Source organism: Actinomadura fulvescens (genome assembly GCF_039533225.1).
Lineage (GTDB): Bacteria > Actinomycetota > Actinomycetes > Streptosporangiales > Streptosporangiaceae > Spirillospora > Spirillospora fulvescens.
On record NZ_BAAATD010000001.1, the window covers coordinates 716,359 to 733,246 of the forward strand.

General features: G+C 71.6%; 15 protein-coding genes and 1 tRNA gene. 6 read left to right on the forward strand and 10 right to left on the reverse strand.

The features are described from left to right. Window positions 1-96: 96 nt before the first annotated feature. Window positions 97-750: a sterol desaturase family protein gene (locus ABD333_RS03355; RefSeq protein ID WP_344537532.1), complete on the reverse strand. Its 654-nt coding sequence runs from the start codon at window positions 748-750 to the stop codon at window positions 97-99. Window positions 751-841: 91 nt separating this feature from the next. Here ABD333_RS03355 and ABD333_RS03360 point away from each other — a divergent pair, with 91 nt between their 5' ends. Then, window positions 842-1,354 carry a pyridoxamine 5'-phosphate oxidase family protein gene (locus ABD333_RS03360; protein ID WP_344537534.1) on the forward strand — a complete coding sequence of 171 codons (513 nt, stop codon included), beginning with the start codon at window positions 842-844 and terminating at the stop codon, window positions 1,352-1,354. 102 nt (window positions 1,355-1,456) lie between these two features. After that, window positions 1,457-2,491: a DUF6528 family protein gene (locus ABD333_RS03365; RefSeq protein WP_344537535.1), complete on the forward strand. Its 1,035-nt coding sequence runs from the start codon at window positions 1,457-1,459 to the stop codon at window positions 2,489-2,491. Window positions 2,492-2,494: 3 nt separating this feature from the next. Here the strand turns inward: ABD333_RS03365 and ABD333_RS03370 are convergent, their stop codons facing one another. Then, window positions 2,495-3,322 carry a siderophore-interacting protein gene (locus ABD333_RS03370; protein WP_344537537.1) on the reverse strand — a complete coding sequence of 276 codons (828 nt, stop codon included), beginning with the start codon at window positions 3,320-3,322 and terminating at the stop codon, window positions 2,495-2,497. Further along, on the reverse strand, window positions 3,322-4,350 hold the full coding sequence (locus tag ABD333_RS03375) for an ABC transporter substrate-binding protein (RefSeq protein WP_344537539.1): 1,029 nt from the start codon (window positions 4,348-4,350) through the stop codon (window positions 3,322-3,324). The genes ABD333_RS03370 and ABD333_RS03375 overlap by 1 nt, the downstream gene beginning before the upstream one ends. Window positions 4,351-4,480: 130 nt before the next feature. On the opposite strand from ABD333_RS03375, the gene ABD333_RS03380 reads away from it, so the two are divergent. From ABD333_RS03380 to ABD333_RS03390, 3 genes are read left to right on the forward strand one after another with little or no spacing between them, the layout of a single operon-like run. After that, on the forward strand, window positions 4,481-5,530 hold the full coding sequence (locus ABD333_RS03380; protein WP_344537541.1) for a FecCD family ABC transporter permease: 1,050 nt from the start codon (window positions 4,481-4,483) through the stop codon (window positions 5,528-5,530). Continuing rightward, on the forward strand, window positions 5,527-6,588 hold the full coding sequence (locus tag ABD333_RS03385) for a FecCD family ABC transporter permease (RefSeq protein ID WP_344537543.1): 1,062 nt from the start codon (window positions 5,527-5,529) through the stop codon (window positions 6,586-6,588). The genes ABD333_RS03380 and ABD333_RS03385 overlap by 4 nt, the downstream gene beginning before the upstream one ends. Further along, on the forward strand, window positions 6,585-7,418 hold the full coding sequence (locus ABD333_RS03390; protein ID WP_344537545.1) for an ABC transporter ATP-binding protein: 834 nt from the start codon (window positions 6,585-6,587) through the stop codon (window positions 7,416-7,418). Before ABD333_RS03385 ends, ABD333_RS03390 begins: the two co-directional genes overlap by 4 nt. A 25-nt stretch (window positions 7,419-7,443) precedes the next feature. Here ABD333_RS03390 and ABD333_RS03395 read toward each other — a convergent pair whose 3' ends face one another. The 6 genes from ABD333_RS03395 to ABD333_RS03420 form a co-directional block, all read right to left on the reverse strand. Further along, entirely contained in the window at window positions 7,444-8,889 is a 1,446-nt protein-coding gene (locus ABD333_RS03395) for a flavin-containing monooxygenase (protein ID WP_344537547.1), read from the reverse strand. 66 nt (window positions 8,890-8,955) lie between these two features. Beyond that, window positions 8,956-9,570: an Rv1733c family protein gene (locus ABD333_RS03400; RefSeq protein ID WP_344537549.1), complete on the reverse strand. Its 615-nt coding sequence runs from the start codon at window positions 9,568-9,570 to the stop codon at window positions 8,956-8,958. 116 nt (window positions 9,571-9,686) lie between these two features. Continuing rightward, entirely contained in the window at window positions 9,687-11,129 is a 1,443-nt protein-coding gene (locus tag ABD333_RS03405) for a WS/DGAT/MGAT family O-acyltransferase (protein ID WP_344537551.1), read from the reverse strand. A gap of 329 nt (window positions 11,130-11,458) precedes the next feature. Then, window positions 11,459-12,838 carry a WS/DGAT/MGAT family O-acyltransferase gene (locus ABD333_RS03410; RefSeq protein WP_344537553.1) on the reverse strand — a complete coding sequence of 460 codons (1,380 nt, stop codon included), beginning with the start codon at window positions 12,836-12,838 and terminating at the stop codon, window positions 11,459-11,461. Between the two features lie 88 nt (window positions 12,839-12,926). After that, complete coding sequence (locus ABD333_RS03415; RefSeq protein ID WP_344537554.1) at window positions 12,927-14,441, reverse strand: MFS transporter; 1,515 nt, start codon at window positions 14,439-14,441, stop codon at window positions 12,927-12,929. Window positions 14,442-14,444: 3 nt separating this feature from the next. Next, window positions 14,445-15,158 (reverse strand): LppX_LprAFG lipoprotein, encoded by a 714-nt coding sequence (locus ABD333_RS03420; protein ID WP_344537556.1) that lies wholly within the window; start codon window positions 15,156-15,158, stop codon window positions 14,445-14,447. 171 nt (window positions 15,159-15,329) lie between these two features. Between ABD333_RS03420 and ABD333_RS03425 the strand changes: the two genes are divergently transcribed. Further along, window positions 15,330-15,403, forward strand: a tRNA-Ile gene (locus ABD333_RS03425). A gap of 37 nt (window positions 15,404-15,440) precedes the next feature. Here the strand turns inward: ABD333_RS03425 and ABD333_RS03430 are convergent. After that, complete coding sequence (locus tag ABD333_RS03430; RefSeq protein ID WP_344537558.1) at window positions 15,441-16,811, reverse strand: hypothetical protein; 1,371 nt, start codon at window positions 16,809-16,811, stop codon at window positions 15,441-15,443. Between the last annotated feature and the right edge of the window lie 77 nt (window positions 16,812-16,888).

Here is a 16,888-nt window from a genome sequence, read left to right on the forward strand (position 1 = left end):
TATGTGGGGCTCCGTCCCCCGCGCCCCCTTGGCCTTCGCTTCGCTCGGCATTGGGGCTTCGCTTATTGCTTGTGTTGCTGGTCCCGCTCTGTGGGTTCAGGGGGCGGTTACTCCCAGGGTCTTTACGGTTGGGGACGGGGGGACTTCTTCTTTGGCGGGGTAGGTGCCCAGGGCCTTGTCGGAGATCGGGGTGATGATGCCGTACCAGTAGTTCTCGTTACGGAAGTGGTGGAGCTGGTGGGTGCGGCGGAGCTTTCTGTACAGGGTTGACTTCGGGGTGTAGGCGGAGTGGATCAGGAAGTGGGTCCACTCGTAGGCCGTCAGGAGAGTGAACGAGGTCGCCATGCCTGTGAGGGTGTGGCGGGGGGTGCGGAGGATCGTCCAGTTCGCGGCGGCCAGGCCCAGGAGGGTGGCGGGCAGCGCGGGCACGAAGAGGATGTCCGGGTTGTGTGGGTCCATGTGGTGCAGGCGGTGCTTTTTGGACGAGGGCAGTTCGTAGGTCTTGCCGCGGAACGTGCGGGGGGTCAGGTGCAGGACGTTCACGTGGATCAGCCATTCGACGAACGGCTCGATCGCGGTTGTTGCGGCGAGGATCGCCGTGTCGCGTTTTGTGAAGCGGCGCAGGGCTAGGCGGGTGGCGATCGTGGCTGCCGTGAGCGGCAGGAGTGTCTTGGCGTTGGGGTAGGTCATGAAGAGGCGGGCCGCCTCGGTGAGGGTCAGGTCGCGACGTCGGTACAGTGGATGAGCCACTGATCCAGTGTTGGTGCCGGAGGTGCGAGTGTCAAGGCGGCGATGAGTTCCGGGGTGGAGGATGGTCTCTGTTCCAACGGAAGGAGCGGACATGGAGACCACGAACCTGGACATCTACGGGGCGGCGCCGTTGCCCTGGAGCAGGGCGCGGGACGCGATGGAGGCCGGTCTGCCAAGGATGGAGACGCCGGTCTTCCTGGGGACGACCAAGCCGGACGGGCGGCCGCATTCGGCGGGCGTCGGGTTGTTGCGGCTGGACGAGGAGATCTACTTCACCAGCGGGCCGGGTACGCGCAAGGCCCGCAATCTGGCCGCCAACCCCGCGTGCACGCTCTCGATGCGGCTGGAGGGGCTCGACCTCGTGCTGGAGGGCACGGCGGAGCGGATCGAGGATCCCGAGCTGGTGAGGCGGGTGGCCGAGGGGTACGCGGCGGGCGGATGGCCGGCGGAGGCGGACGGGGCCGCGCTCACCGCGCCCTTCAGCGCCCCGAGCGCCGGGCCGCCGCCCTGGCACGTGTACCGCTTCTCGCCCGACGTCGCGTTCGGGGTCGCTTCGGCCGAGCCGCACGGCGCCACCCGGTGGACGTTCGGCGAGGGAGGCTGAGTTACCCTCGGGTGATCATCTTCTGGACGCCTTCCGGTCGCCTGGGCGCTTCCTCGGTCCTGGAGGCTCCTCGCGCATACTTCGCTCCCATCAGGAGGTCCCATGCTGCGCAGAGTCGTCCTCGCCGGGTGCTCCGGAGTCCTCGCCTTGCAGGCGGCACCGGCGCATGCCACGCCCACGCCGCCCGGTCCGCAGACCGACCCGCTGCCCGCCAGGCTGTCGGCGAAGCTGGCCGTGCCCTCCGCCCCGTCCACCGGCAAGGCGCGGGGCCTGGTCATCGGCGGTGACCAGGGCGCCGACCGGATCTGGGTCATGGACGCCCGGCGCCGCGACTGGAAGCCGGGCACGGCGAAGTGGTCGTGGGCGCCGACCGCCAAGGCCGGTTTCAAGGACGTGGTGGCCGGCTGGGGCGCGGTGTCCGATGTGCGGGTGCGCAAGGCGGGACGCAAGACGTACGTCCTCGCCGGCGACTCGTGGGGTTACGTCGGCGCGGTCGAGTACCCCTCGGGTAAGCGCCTCTGGGCGGTCAACGCCGGGCGGCCCAGCAACGTGCACGCCGTGGAACTGCTGCCCAACGGCAACGTCGCCGCGGCCGCCAGCACCGGCGGGTGGGTGCGCGTCTACGCCGCCTCGAAGGGACCGGCGGCCACCGCCTACACCGAGTTCAAGCTGAAGGGCGGCCACGGCGTGCTGTGGGACCCGCGGCGCAAGTCGCTGTGGGCGATCGGTGACGACCATCTCGTGGAGCTGAAGGTCGGCGGCACGGCCGGCGCGCCCACTCTGCGGGAGGTACGGCGGGTGGCGCTGCCCACGCAGGGCGGCCACGACCTGGCACCGGTGTACGCGAACCGTGGCCGCCTTTGGGTCACCACCAACTACGGCGTCTACCAGTTCGACAAGCGCAGCCGCACGTTCAAGACGAACTACCGCCACGCCTCACGCGTCAACCTGCCCATCGTCAAGGCCGTGGGCGACAACCCGGTCACCAAGCAGGTGCTGCTCACGCGTCCCGAGAAGGGCTGCGCGACGACCTGGTGCACCGACACCCTGGAGTTCTTCGGACGCAGGTCCGCCACGCGCTCGCTCACCGGCGCGCAGTTCTACAAGGCCCGCTGGTTCGTGACGCGCTACCAGTGAGCCTCAGTCCTCGGACGTGTGGGGGTCCTGGCCGGCGAGGGCTTCGGCGAGGAGTTGTTCCTCGTCGGAGCCCCGCCGCCAGTAGCCCATGAACTCCACGCTCTTGCGGTCGTAGCCGCGTTCGTTCACCAGATGGCGGCGCAGGGCGCGGATCGTGCCCGCCTCGCCCGCGATCCAGGCGTACGGGACGCCGTCCTCGGGAAGGGCGGCGTCCCGCACCGCCTCCAGCAGGCCGCCCGCCGGCAGCCAGGTGATCTCGGCGTCGGCGGCCGTCGGCAGGTCCTGGCGGTCGGCCGCGTCGAGCACCTCGATCCAGACCTTGGCGCGTGCGCCCGTGGGAAGCCATTCGAGGATCCCGCCGATCGCGGGCAGCGCGGTGGCGTCGCCCGCGATCAGGAACCAGTCGGCCTCGGCGGGCGGCTCGAACTCCACGCCGCCGTTGGCGGCCACCGTCGGGCCGAGCACGACGAGCCGGTCGCCGGGCCGGGCGCCGACGGCCCAGCGCGCCGCCGGGCCGTCGCCGTCGCCGTGCAGCGCGAAGTCGACGACGACCTCCCCGTCCCGCCGGCTCCGGACGGTGTACGTGCGCATGATGCCCCGCACGTCCGGATCGAGGCTCCGCCACTCGGCGAACCAGTCCCCGCTTTGAGGCACCACGGGAACGTCCTGCCCCGGATGCGGCAGGAACAGCTTGAACCGCTGGTCACGTCCGCCCGAAACGAAGTCGTCGAGGTCGCCCGCGCCGAGGACGACGCGCATCATGTTCGGGGTGAGCCGTTCGGTCCGCGCCACGCGCAGCTCGAAGAAGCGGAACGGCGCCTCGGTCGCCATCAGGAGACCTTCTTGACCGTCTGCAGGTTCTTGGCGAGCTCTTCGAGGATCGGCGCGCAGCCCGCGTACGAGAACCGGGGCTCGGGCTGCCAGGGCAGGACCTGGTTCGCCTTGACCGCGGGCAGGTCCTTCCAGGAGGGCTTGGAGCCGAGGTCCTTGGGCTGCAGCGCCTGGGTGCGGCTGTCGAGCAGCAGCAGGTCCGCCTTGTACTTGTCGGCGTTCTCCCAGCTGAGGCCCTCGAAGTAGTCGTCCTTGTCGAGCTTGTTCGGGACGATGACGTCGACGCCGAGCTCCTTGAAGTACATGAGGTCGCTGTTCTTGCCCGGGTTGGACGCGTAGAACAGGTCCGGGCTGGCCGAGCACGCCAGTACCTTGAGTCCGCCGTTGGCCTTGGCCGCCTGGCGGACGCTCTCGGCGGCCTTCTCGAACCGGGCCTTGGCGGCGGTGACCTGCGCGGAGTTGAGGTCGGCGCCGAGCGAGGCGGCCAGCTGCGCGTACCGTTCGATGGGCTTGGGCAGCGGGAGGGCGCCGGTGGAGATGGCGACCTGCGGCGCGAGGGGGAGGATCTTGTCCTTGCTCTCCGGCGGCACGTAGAAGATGTCGTTCTGCACGAACATGTGGCCGACGAGCACCTCGGGACGCAGCGAGGCGTACTTCTCGATGTTGAACTCGCCGTACGCGTTGCCGATGATCGTGACCTTGTTCACGTCCAGCTCGCCGGCCTGCGGGTCGCGGCTGCCGTCCTTGAGCTTGGTCGGTCCGAACACGCCCTTGACCCGGTCGGCGACCCCGTAGTCCTGGAGGATCGCGGCGGCGCCGACGTACGCGACGACTCGCGTGGGCTTGGCGGGGAGTGAGACCTGCTTGTTGCGGTCGTCGGTGAACGTCCAGGCGCCGCCGCCCGGCTTGGCCGAGCCGGAGCCGCCGTCGTCGCCGCCGCAGGCGGACAGGAGCGCTCCGAGAGCGGTGGCACCACCCGCGGCGAGGAAGCCGCGGCGGGAGAACTGCAGGGCCCGGTTGTCTGACATGGTGTTTTGTGCTCCTGTGGTGCGCGGGTTACTGATAGCCCGATTCGGTCGCTTAGGTTAACCTAACCTAATCAGTTGTCCAGTTCAGGGCGCCCCACCGGCTCCCTGTCGCTGCCCGAAAGCCCCGCAGGTGACCCTTACGAAAGCCCCTCCGCCGCCGGGCGCGCCCGCCGCGCGACCGCCGGAGGGCAGCCGCTACGCGGCCCGCACCGCCGGACTCCTCGGCGCACTGCTCGCGCTCCTCGCCGTCCTCGCGCTCAGCCTCGCGGTCGGCGCCAAGCCGCTCTCCCTGAACGAGGTGTGGCGGGGACTCGTCGACAGCGGTTCTCCCGGCTACACCGTCGTGCACGAGATGCGGCTGCCGCGCACCCTGCTCGGGCTCCTCGTCGGTGCCGCGCTCGGCCTCTCCGGCGCGGTGATGCAGTCGGCCACGCGCAACCCGCTCGGCGACCCCGGCCTGCTCGGTATCAACGCGGGCGCGTCGGCGGCCGTCGTCTCGGCGATCTCGTTCCTCGGGCTGAGCTCGTTCCTCGGGTACGTGTGGTTCGCGTTCGCGGGCGCCGCGGCCGTCTCCGTCGGCGTCTACGTGATCGGCGGAGGACGCACCGCCACACCGGCCCGGCTCGCGCTCGCGGGCGCGGCGCTCAACGCGGCGCTGTTCTCCTACGTGAACGCGGTGATGCTGCTCGACACCGCCGCCCTCGACCGCATGCGCTTCTGGACGGTCGGCTCGCTGGCCACCGCGCATCCGGACACCGTCGAACGCGTCCTGCCGTTCGTCGTCATCGGTCTCGTCCTGGCGCTGGTACTCGCGCGCCCGCTCAACGCCGTCGCGATGGGCGACGACTCCGCCCGCGCGCTCGGCGCCCACCCGGGCCGCACCCGCGCCGCCGCGATCGTCGCCGTCACGCTGCTGTGTGGCGCGGCGACCGCCGCGTGCGGACCGATCGTCTTCGTCGGCCTGATGGTGCCGCACCTCGTCCGCGCCCTCACCGGGCCTGACCTGCGCTGGATGCTTCCGTACTGCACGCTGCTGTCACCCGCCCTGATGCTCGGCGCGGACGTCATCGGCCGGGTCATCGCGCGCCCCTCCGAGGTGCAGGTCGGTGTCGTCACGGTCGTGCTCGGCGGCCCGTTCTTCCTCTACTTCGTCCGGCGCCGCAGGACGGTGTCATCGTGAACGCCCTCACCAAGCGGTCCTTCCGGTCGGGCCTCATCCGCACGCCCGGCGGCCTCTCACTGCGCTTCCGGCCGCGGGCGATCGTCGTCTCCGCCGTCTGCGTGCTCGTGGCGCTCGGCGTCGCCGTGCTGGTCATCGGCAGCGGCGACTTCCAGCTGAGCCCGGGCCAGGTCGTCCGCACGCTCCTCGGCGGCGGGCATCCGGCCGACTCGTTCATCGTCAACGAGGTGCGGCTGCCGAGAGCCGTCACCGGCCTCGCCGTGGGCGCCGCGCTCGGCATGGCCGGGGCCGTCTTCCAGTCGCTGTCGCGCAACCCGCTCGGCAGCCCGGACCTGCTCGGCTTCACCCAGGGCGCCGCGACCGGCGTGCTGGCCGCGATCGTGCTGTTCGGAGCCGGGAGCCTCCTCGCCGCGGGCGGCGCCGTCGCGGGCGGCGTGGTCACCGGCCTGGTGATCCTCATGCTCACCGGACGGCACGGGGCGCACGGGCAACGGCTGATCCTCGTCGGCATCGGCGTCGCCGCCATCCTGACCGGCGTGAACGGCTACCTCATCACCAAGGGCGAGCTGACCGAGGCGGCGCGGGCGGTGCTCTGGCTCACCGGCAGCCTGGACGGCCGCGACTGGGCCGACGCGGCGCCGGTGCTGGTCGCGCTCGCGGTGCTGATGCCGCTGGTCATGATCGGCTGCGGCCGCCAGCTGCGGATGCTGGAGATGGGCGACGACGCCGCGCACGGCCTCGGCGTACGGATCGAACGCGTGCGGCTCGTGCTCCTCGCGGCGGCGGTGCTGCTCGCCGCGTTCGCGGCCGCCGCCGCGGGGCCGGTCAACTTCGTGGCGCTCACCGCGCCGCAGCTGGCCCGGCGGCTCACCCGCACGCCCGGCCCCAACCTGCTGCCCGCCGCCTGCCTGGGCGCGGCGATGCTGGTCGCCGCCGACTTCGCCGGGCAGCGGCTCTTCCCCGGCCACCAGCTTCCGGTCGGCGTGGTGACCGGCCTGCTCGGCGGCGGATACCTGGTGTGGCTGCTGGCCACCGAACGCAAGACGGGACGGATATGACGCACACCGAGCAGGCACGGAAGTCCGCTCCGCGGAACGCACGGCTGATCGGCGAGAGCCTCACGCTGGCCTACGACAAGCGGGTCATCGCCGAGGAACTGGACGTCGCGGTGCCGGACGGCTCGTTCACGGTGATCGTCGGACCGAACGCGTGCGGCAAGTCGACGCTGCTGCGCGCCCTCGCCCGGATCCTCAAGCCGGCCGCCGGCTCGGTCGTCCTGGACGGCGAGCGGATCGGCGCGTGGCCCGCCAAGAAGCTGGCGCGCACCCTCGGCCTCCTGCCGCAGTCGTCGATCGCGCCCGAGGGGATCACGGTCGCCGACCTCGTGGCCCGCGGCCGTTACCCGCACCAGGGCCTGCTGCGGCAGTGGTCACGGGAGGACGAACGGGTCGTTCTGGAGTCGATGGAGGCCACCGGCGTCGCCGACCTCGCCGAACGGTACGTGGACGAGCTGTCGGGCGGGCAGCGGCAGCGCGTCTGGATCGCGATGGCGCTCGCTCAGCAGACCCCGCTGCTGCTCCTGGACGAGCCGACCACCTACCTCGACATCGCGCACCAGATCGAGATCCTCGACCTGTGCGCGCGGCTGCACGAGGAGGGCCGCACCGTCGTGGCCGTGCTCCACGAGCTGAACCACGCCGCGCGGTACGCCACGCACCTCATCGCCATGCGGGACGGCCGGATCGTCGCCGAGGGAGACCCGAACGACATCGTCACGGCGGCGCTGGTGGAAGACGTCTTCGGCCTGCCGTGCCGGGTCATCGACTGCCCGGAGACCGGCACGCCGCTGGTGGTGCCCGCGGCGCCCCGCACCCGCGTCACGGCCTGACCGCCGCGCTACCGCCGGGGACGCGCTACCGCCGGGCGTCGAACTCGTCGAACGCCGGGGACGCGAGCATGCGGGCGTGCTCGCGCGGCGTCCACGGCCACAGCTCGGGCAGGCCGTCCTTGCCGAGGTACCAGCTGGAGCAGCCGCTGGTCCAGATCGTGCGCGGGAGGGCCTTGCGCATCTCCTCGTTGAAGGCGTCGGTGGCCTCGCGCCTGGGCGCCATGGTGGTGACCAGCCCGGCGCGGTGGCGGCGGATCCAGCCGGCGATGTAGGCGGCCTGGGCCTCCGCGATCGCGGTCAGGGAGTAGTTGCCGATCGGGCTGTGCGGACCCATCAGGAAGAAGAGGTTGGGAAAGCCCGGCATGGCCACGGTGCGGTAGGCGTGCGGGCCGTCCCGCCAGGCCTCGTCGAGGGTCCGGCCGTCCGGCGCGACGAGCCGCATCGGCCGGACGTACGCGTGGGCGTCGAAGCCGGTGGCGAGGACCAGGACGTCGAGCTCGTGGAGGCGGCCGTCCACGGTCACGATGCCGCGCGGCTCGACGTGCGAGATCGCGTCGCTGACCAGCTCGACGTCGTCGCGCTGCACCGCCTCGTAGAAGCCGCCGGAGGCGATGAGGCGCTTGCACATCGGCTGGTCCGGCGGCGTCAGCTTGCGGCGCAGCTCGGGGTCGGCGACCCTCTCCAGGTTGCGGCGGCAGAGCGCGCCGATCAACCTGCGCTGCCAGCCTGGCCTGATGATGGCCTCGGACAGCACCTTGCTGATGACGAACTCGTGCCAGCGGTAGCCGAGCCGGTCGAGCACGGGCAGCCTCCGGTGCGCGGCCCGGGTGAGCCGCCCGTACGGCCGGTTGCGCGCCGGCAGGATCCACTGGGGGGTGCGCTGGAAGAGCAGCAGCCGGCCCGCGGTGCCCGCGAGGTCGGTGGTGATCTGCACGCCGGTCGAGCCGGTGCCGACCACGGCCACGCGGCGTCCCCTGAGCGGGACGTCGTGGTCCCAGCGGGCGGAGTGGAACGCCGCACCCGCGAACGTGTCGAGCCCCGGGATGGCGGGGTAGCGCGGATGGTGCAGCACGCCGGTCGCGGTGACGAGGAAGTCGGCCTCGTCACCGGCGCCGGTCGAGGTCTCGATCCGCCAGCGTTCACCGGTGTGGCACGCGGCGGTGACCTCGGTGCCGAACACGATGTGCTCCCGAACGCCGTACCGGTCGGCGATGCGGTCGAGATACGCCCGGATCTCGGGGCCGGGGGAGTACAGGTGCGTCCAGTCCGGGTTGGTGGCGAACGAGAACTGGTAGAAGCGCGACGGCACGTCGCAGGTCAGCCCCGGATAGGTGTTGTCGCGCCACGTCCCGCCGACCGCGCCGGCCTTCTCGTAGATCGTGAAGTCGCGGACCCCCGCCCGCCTGAGCTCGATCGCCATGCAGAGCCCGGACATGCCCGCCCCGACGATCACCACCCGCGGTTCAGCCATGCGAATAAGTAAACACTGACCCCCGCGACAACGAAAAGACCGCGAGGGGGTGTCGGCGGGTGTTGGTCAGGAGGGGCGGTTGTGGCCCGCGTCGGTGTCCATGCGGGCCCAGGCGGCCTCCCATTCGGCGGCGCGCACGCGGTCGAAACGTCGTCTGAGTAGGCCGTACGCGGCCAGGATCGGGATACCGACGGCCGTCGTGGCGGCGAGCGCGGCATAGGCGGCGTCGGTGACCGTCCGGCTGTGCGGCCGCGGGCGGATCGCGACGGTGCCCTTGTGGTCTACCCAGATCCGCTTGGTCACGCCGGGCTTGGCGCCCTTCCAGCTCGGCAGCGAGCCGGTGCGCGCCGTGCCGTCCGGAGCGGTCCACCTGGCGTGCACGGTCTCGTGGACATAGCGGTCACCGGTGCTGCCGACGCCGCCGGTGGACACGACCGTCGCGAGGACCTGCCGGCGTTCGGCGTGCTCGGCCCGTTCCGCCCGCAGTCCCGAGTCGTACGACCAGCTCGCGCACCAACCGGCGACGGGTGGCGCGGCCAGCAGGAAGAGGGCGAGCAACCCCAGGGCCGCCAGGCGCTGGACGCGGTCGATCCGCCTGCGCAGCTCGTTGCGTTCCAGCCCGAGCCGCCGCCATAGCCGCCGCATGGGCGAGCACCCGTAATGGGCGCCGGGCCTGCGCATCTCGTCACCTCCCCGGAGAGTACGCTCCCGGTAAGAGGCCTTTAGCCAGTCTTTCCCAGGATATTCCGGCGATACGTGATCGGCACAGGCCCGGCGGAGCTTTTTACCCTGCGGCGTCAGCGTTTGGCGGCCTCTTCGACCAGTTCGTTGAAACCGCCCACGATGCCCTTGGAGAGAACGTCCAGATCGGGCATCGCGTCGAAGTCGCCCGTGATGCCGAAGTGAAGCTGCCCGCAGTAGGACACGATCGCCGTCGCCACCCGGATGCCGCCCGTCAGCGGCACGTACGGATGCAGTTCCAGCACCCTGCGGCCCATCACGTACAACGGGAAGGCCGGGCCGGGCACGTTCGTCGTGACGGTCTGGACCAGGTCCTGGTGGAGCCGGACCGGAAGCCGCGCGGCCAGCGAGAGCAACGCGGGCGCGACGGCCGCGTCGGTCAGCCGGGCCAGGGCCTTCGTACCGGCGGCCTGGTTGCTGCCCTTGACGTCGTCGGTCTGCTCGCGGACGCGGCGCAGGCGTTCCAGCGGGTCGTCGACGCCGACCGGCAGGTTCACGAAGACCGCGGCGACGCGGTTGTTGAGCTCGCCCTGCTCGTCCTCGCGGCGGACCGACACCGGGACCGCCGATCGCACGCAGGTGTCGTAGGTGAGCTCGCCGCGGGCGTTCAGCAGGTCGCGGTACCCGGCGGTGACGGCGGCGAGCACGAGGTCGTTGACCGTGCCGCCGAGGGCCTTGCGGACCGCCTTGACCTCGCCGAGCGGCAGCTGCTGCCAGCACCAGCGCCGGTGCGGGCCGATCGGCCCGTTGAGCGAGCCGGCGGACGGATGGACGAAGCGCGCGGTGGCACGGCTCAGTCCGAGGGCGAAGTCGCGCAGCTCGCCGCCGGGACGGGGCGTGCCGAGCCGGGCGGGACCGCCGTCGAGCACACGGATCACGCTGTCGAGGCCGGGCGGGCCGGGCACCCCGAGGCCGCGTGCCAGGTCGCGGGCCACGCCGAGGGGCTGGGTCACGGCGCGCTGTGCGGAGTCGCGCAGCAGGTCCAGCGCGGACGGCTCGGGCTCGGGCGTCCACTCCTCGGGTTCGCCCGGCGGTTCGTGGTCGGGGGACAGGTCGAACATCACGGTCGCCAGGTCCATGCCGGCGACCCCGTCCACCATGCAGTGGTGCACCTTGGCGATCATCGCCCAGCGGCCGTCGGTGAGCCCCTCGACCAGCCAGATCTCCCAGAGCGGCTTGCCGGGGTCGAGGCGCTGGGCGAGCACCCGCCCGGCGAGGTTGCGCAGCTGCTCGTCGGTGCCCGGAGCGGGGAGGGCCGTGTGCCGGACGTGGTAGAGCACCTGGAAGTGCGGGTCGTCGGCCCAGACGGGCCTGCCGAGGTGCAACGGCACCGAGCGCACGCGCCGGCGGTAGCGCGGCACGAACGGAAGCTTGGCGACGATCGCCCGGACCAGGTCGCCGTACGAGGGCACGGGCCCCTCGAACACGATCACCGAGGCCACGTGCAAAGGGGTGTTCTCGTCCTCCAATAGATAGAAGCTGGCGTCCAGTCCGCTCATCCGATGCACGGCCTCACCGTCTCTCTGCCGCCGGGTCGGGGGAAGGGTGTCGCTGGGTTTCGGGGGCGGCGCTCCCACTGAACACCCGGGCTCGATTCCTGACAAATTTCCTGACTCGACCTGACATCTGTCACTCCGGGGAGGGCTACTGTCTGGTAAGCCCGGAATCTCCGGAAGGAAATCGGCTTGTCACGCTAACCACCACAAACGTCGGTGGCGTGACGAGTGTGTAGGTCGTGGATGGCGGGACCGGGCCGGTGTGGCCACATCCGGACAATCGCTCCACGCGGGTTTGCCGAAGCGGGCAGGCACGCGCCGTCAGACCTCCGTCAGACCTCGGCGGCCTGCTTGACGAGCTCGTCGAAGGCGGCGCGGATACCGTTCGCCAGCACCTCCAGGTCGGGCATGCCGTCGAAGTCGCCGGTGAGCCCGAACGACAGCCGTCCCTCGTACGAGAAGATCGCGATGCCGACCCGCAGGCCCATCGCCAGCGGAACGAACGGGTAGAGCCCGACGAGCCTGCGCCCGAGCACGTACAGCGGGAAGGGCGGGCCGGGCACGTTGGTCACCACGGTCTGCACGAGCGGCTGGCTGTGGCTCAGCGCGTACCGCGACCCCAGCGCCATCAGCGTCGGGGCGAACCCGGCGAGCCTGCCGAGCGCCTCGCCGCCCGCGGCCTGGTGGGTGCGCTTCACGTCGTTCATCTGGCTGCGGACCTTGAACAGGCGGCGTCGCGGGTCCTCCTCGCCCGCCGGTAGGTTGACCAGGACGCCGGAGACCTTGTTGGCGAGCTCGCCGCGTTCGGCCTCCGCCCGTACCGACACCGGGACGAGCGTGCGCACCCTCGTGTTGTCCGTGAGCTCCCCCCGCCCGGCCAGCAGCTCCCGGAACCCGCCGCTGACGGCGGTCAGGATCACGTCGTTGACGGTGCCGCCGAACGCCTTGCGCACCGTGCGGATCTCGTCGAGGTCCGCGTGGATCCACATCCAGCGGCGGTGCGGGCCGATCGATCCGTTGAGCGAGCTCGCCGAGGGCCGCGCGAGCCGGCCGATCGCGGTCGGCGCGTCGATGCCGAGGCCGCGCAGCGTGCGCGTGCTCAGCAGCCGCCGCGCGGCCCTGGGCGCCGCGGCCAGCTGCCGCACCGGCTCGGCGACGGCCGTCCGGGCGGTGTCGGCGAGCACCGCGGCCGACGACGGCTGCGGCGCGGGCTCGGGCAGCTCGCCCGCCGCGGGCTGCTCGGCGTCGGGCGACAGGTCGAAGAGCGTGGTCATCAGGTCGACACCGCCGACCCCGTCGACCACGCAGTGGTGCACCTTGGTGATGAGCGCCCAGCGTCCCTCCGACAGGCCCTCGACCAGCCAGATCTCCCACAGCGGCTTGGCCGTGTCGAGCCGCTGCGACAACACCCGCCCGGCGAGGTTGCGCAGCTGCTCGGGCTCGCCGGGCGCCGGGACGGCGGTGTGGCGGACGTGGTAGAGGATGTTGAAGTGCGGATCGTCGACCCAGATCGGGCGGCCGAGATGCAGGGGCACGGTCCGGACGCGCTGGCGGTAGCGGGGCACCCGCGGGAGCTTGGCGATGACCGCGCGGATCACCTCCCCGTACGACGGGGCCGGTCCTTCGAAGACCGTCACCGACGCGATGTGCAGGGGAGTGTTCTCCGACTCGGCGAAGAAGAATCCGGCGTCCAGGCCGCTCAGCCGCTCCATGGCAGTACCGTCCCGTCGTCATAGAAGAGGGGGCCGTATGGGACTGCCCGTCGAGATTCGACTCAATCGGACATCGCGCCAATAAACGTCACCGGGTGAGGAGTTCGTCGCGGGAAGAGGCCGGCGTTCCGGGGTCCTCGTTCCGTACGGTGACCGCGAGCGCCAGCAGGGCGCCGAGCACGCACAACCCCGCCGTCACCCAGAACATCTCCTGGTACTGGGTGCGCAGCGCGTCCTGCAGCGCGGCCTTGTAGGCGGTCAGCTTCTGCGCGAACCCCTCGTCGAACGGCAGCGGCATCTGCAGGTCGGCGGTCAGCGAACGGAAGCGGTAGAACCCCCACGCCGACAGCGCCGAGATCCCCAGCAGCATCCCCATCATCCGCGCCACCACGACGGCCGCCGACGCGACCCCGTGCTGCGCCGCCGGCACGAACCGCAGCACGGCCGACGACACCGGCGCGATCACGAGCCCCAGCCCCAGCCCGGTCACCACCAGGTCGGCGTCCATCCGGGGGATCGGCCCGTACGAGGCGTTCTCCAGGTCGGCGGGCCAGCCGGAGATCAGCAGGAAGCCCACGGCCGCGATCGCCATCCCGGCCACCATGGGCCAGCGGTCACCGACCCGCCGGGCCGCGTAGCCGCCCGCCACCGCCGCGACCGGCAGCGCGACCAGGAACCGGGTCAGCATCAGCGCGCCGTCCACCGAGTCCTTCTCCAGCAGCGTCTGCGCGACCAGCACCACGTCCACGAGCGTGACCATCAGTGCCGCGCCCGACAGCAGGCTCACGCCGAGCGTCGCGAACAGAGGCCCGCGCCGCACCCCCGTCAGGTCGAGCAGCTTCGTCCGCGCCCGCGCCTCCCACACCACGAAGCCCACCAGCACCACGACGCCGGCGCCGACCACCGGCAGACCCCACGGAGGCAACGCGGACTCGTCCGGCTCGGGGTTGTAGAGGCCCCCGACCAGCAATCCCAGGCCGAGTGCCAGCAGCGACCCGCCGACCACGTCCACCCGGGCGCGTTCGGCCTCGCGCGACCGCCCGCCTGGCACAGAGAACTGCACCGCCGCCATGGCCGCCGCCGTCAGCGGCAGGTTGATCCAGAAGATCCAGCGCCAGTCGTCGAACGCCGCCGCGACGGCCACCCCGTACAGCGGGCCGAGCACGCTGCCCAGCTCCTGCGCGGCGCCCAGCGTGCCGAGCACCACTGGACGCTGCCGTTCCTCCCACAGGTCACCGGCCAGCGCCATGGTCACCGGCAGCAACGCGCCGCCCGCGACGCCCTGGATCACCCGTCCCGTCGTCAGCAGCGGCACGCCCTTCGCGTACGCCGTGACGGCCGACCCCAGCGCGAAGAACGCCAGGCAGGACTGCAGCACCGCGCGCCGGCCGAAGCGGTCCGACAGCTGGCCGAGCAGCGGCATGGCCGCGACGTAGCCGAGCAGGAACCCGGTCAGGACCGGCGTGATCCGCTCCAGCCGGTTGATCGGGATGCCCAGATCCTGGACGACGGTGACGAGGATCGTGGTGATGACGTACGCGTCCAGCGCGGCGAGCAGCACGACGGTGCCGCCCACGCCGATGGCGATCCGGCGGTCGGCCATGGCCTACTTCGGCGCCCTGAACGTGTACGGGGCGTTGAACTCGGTGAAGTTGATGATCACTGAGCCCTTGTCGCCGCCGCCCGCCGCCGGCGGGATGTTCGCCTTGACCTTCACCAGCCGGTGGTCGGCCTTGGTGATCCACACCTGGCCGTCGATGTCGGAGGTGATCCCTGGGATGAGCCCGCCGAGCGAGTCCCTGGGCAGCGTCGCCCGTACCCGCTCGGCGTCCTTGCCGTTCACCTTCTCGGTGCCCTCGACCTTGGCGTTCGTCATGGTCGTGAGCAGTTTGGAGATGCCCCGGTCCGGATCGAGCACCGCCGACGGGTCGTACAGCGTCGCCGCCATGGCCTTGGGCACCTGCCGCCAGCCGCCGGTCACGCCCTTGACGTAGATGCTCGCGCCGACCGCGACGATCTTCATCTCGACGGCCTGGCCGCTCTGCGTGATCTGCAGCGTTCCCTCGGCGTCGCCGCTCTTGAGCAGCTTCAGGTCACCGCTCTTGACCATGATCGGGGGCTTGCCCTCGGTGGCGAGGGTGAACGCCACGCTGCTGAGACCGGCCATCGCGGTGGAGGCCTGCTTGAGCGTGGGCGCCCCGTCGGGCTGGTTCGCGGCGGGCTTGCTCGGCTCGTCGTCTCCGCCCGAGCACGCGCTGACCGCCGTCAGCGCGAAAAGGGCCATTACCAGGGCGATGATGCGGCCGGGGATACTGGGCATAGGCGGACCCTACCGACCGGTCACCATCCGCGTCACTCGCCACCAGGTATGACATCGCCGCCATCCCTGAGTCGGATGACTGTCTTCGCGGTGGCCTCGGGAAAGACCGCGCCGCTATCATGGCCCGCGGCGCGCCCAGTCCTGGTCACAGCGGTCCACGGGTCCGCCCAAGGGGCGGTAGCTCAGCTGGTCAGAGCAGGGGACTCATAATCCCTGGGTCGCGGGTTCGAGTCCCGCCCGCCCTACTCGGCAGGGTGCGCGCAGGTCTGCCGTCGTCCCCGATCAAGGGGACAGGTAGAGGGTCAGCCGCGTGCCCGGGACCGGGACGGTCCGCCAGGAGGCGGCTTCGGGCAGCCGGGGACGGGTCGTGGCGATCACGCGCAGCCCCTGGGCACGCAGGCGCGCGATGTTGGCCCGGGTGACGTCGCCGTAGGAGTCGCGGGGCTCGATGCCGTCGTGCATGTCGGCGGCGTGACAGCGGCGTTGAAACGCGATCTGCGGGCCGAAGCGGCCGATCACGGCGCAGCGGCCGGTGACCGGGAGGGCCTCGGCGGCGCGCACGAACGGGGTGAGGGCCTCGGTCGCGGAGTCGGTGGCCCGGGCGGCCGTGGCGATCTGGAACGTGACGTGCGCGAGCACGGCGGCCGCCGCCAGCACCACGGCCGGCCTCCACCGCGCCAGATACCTGAGGCCCTCGGAGGCGGGGATCGAGAGCAGCGCGAAGACGGGCAGGATGTAGCGCGGCACCGCCCAGTCGGACAGGACCAGGTAGGCCGCCGCGAAGACGGCGGCCGTGACCGTGCAGATCACGACCGCGCTCATCATCGGGGCTCGGCGCGCGGCGTGGAAGCCCAGGGCGACCAGGATCGCCCCGCCGATCCACCACAGGCCGGAGGCGAACGTGATCGGGCCGCAGTCGGCGGTGGTCGGCAGGCAGGTCTCGTTGCCGTCCATGGCGGCCCAGTAGCGGAGCAGCTCGAAGTGCAGGCCGTCGGTGCCGTTGATCGACGCGATGGCGCCCAGCCGCGTCGTGGGGCTCCCGAACCGCGCGTACGCCTCGATGAGCCACCACAGGCCGCCCGCCGCCAGACCCGCGCAGATCGCGGCGGCCGCGGCCCGGCGGCGCTTCAGCAGGGCCGCGACCAGGAGAGGGACGCCGATGTAGGCGGCGTCGGTGGGCCGCAGGAGGGCCAGGCCCGCGAAGACCATGGCGAGGGCCACGCGGCTGTCGCGGACCAGCAACCCCGCAGCGGCGATGGCCCCGAGGGCGACCAGGTGGTTGGGCAGTGCCGCTCCGGCGAAGCGGAGAGAGATCCAGGTGGACGCGAAGAGGGCGGCGGCCAGCGGGGCGGCGCGCGTCACCTTGAGCCAGGGAAGGTACGCCGCGACGAGGAGGACGGCCGACAGCCCGATGAGGTAGCCCCGGATGACGGGGACCGAGGAGGTCAGGAGCACCACCGGAGCGGCTGCCAGGCCCTGGCCTGGCGCTCGGTGCGCCGCGTAGGGAATGGTCGGCACGCTGGACGAGAACTGGCTCAGATAGACGGCCTCGTCGAGGTCCAGCGGCACGCGCAGGCCGCCGACCGCCGCCTGCGTCACCGCGAAGGCCAGGGCGACGAGCGCCAGCAGGATGAACGAGCGGCGGTGGGCCACGTTCCCCCGATTTCGTGGTCAACCAGTCTGTCGCTCCAGGTTACAAGGCCGTTACTTTTCGTGATCGACCCGGTGCT

What these genes read in the sequence shown, in the direction of transcription:
- ABD333_RS03360 (WP_344537534.1), top strand. Translation starts at nt 842, where the DNA reads ATGGAGACCACGAACCTGGACATCTACGGGGCGGCGCCGTTGCCCTGG.
- ABD333_RS03365 (WP_344537535.1), top strand. Translation starts at nt 1,457, where the DNA reads ATGCTGCGCAGAGTCGTCCTCGCCGGGTGCTCCGGAGTCCTCGCCTTG.
- ABD333_RS03370 (WP_344537537.1), bottom strand. Translation starts at nt 3,322, where the DNA reads ATGGCGACCGAGGCGCCGTTCCGCTTCTTCGAGCTGCGCGTGGCGCGG.
- ABD333_RS03375 (WP_344537539.1), bottom strand. Translation starts at nt 4,350, where the DNA reads ATGTCAGACAACCGGGCCCTGCAGTTCTCCCGCCGCGGCTTCCTCGCC.
- ABD333_RS03390 (WP_344537545.1), top strand. Translation starts at nt 6,585, where the DNA reads ATGACGCACACCGAGCAGGCACGGAAGTCCGCTCCGCGGAACGCACGG.
- ABD333_RS03395 (WP_344537547.1), bottom strand. Translation starts at nt 8,889, where the DNA reads ATGGCTGAACCGCGGGTGGTGATCGTCGGGGCGGGCATGTCCGGGCTC.
- ABD333_RS03400 (WP_344537549.1), bottom strand. Translation starts at nt 9,570, where the DNA reads ATGCGCAGGCCCGGCGCCCATTACGGGTGCTCGCCCATGCGGCGGCTA.
- ABD333_RS03405 (WP_344537551.1), bottom strand. Translation starts at nt 11,129, where the DNA reads ATGAGCGGACTGGACGCCAGCTTCTATCTATTGGAGGACGAGAACACC.
- ABD333_RS03410 (WP_344537553.1), bottom strand. Translation starts at nt 12,838, where the DNA reads ATGGAGCGGCTGAGCGGCCTGGACGCCGGATTCTTCTTCGCCGAGTCG.
- ABD333_RS03415 (WP_344537554.1), bottom strand. Translation starts at nt 14,441, where the DNA reads ATGGCCGACCGCCGGATCGCCATCGGCGTGGGCGGCACCGTCGTGCTG.
- ABD333_RS03420 (WP_344537556.1), bottom strand. Translation starts at nt 15,158, where the DNA reads ATGCCCAGTATCCCCGGCCGCATCATCGCCCTGGTAATGGCCCTTTTC.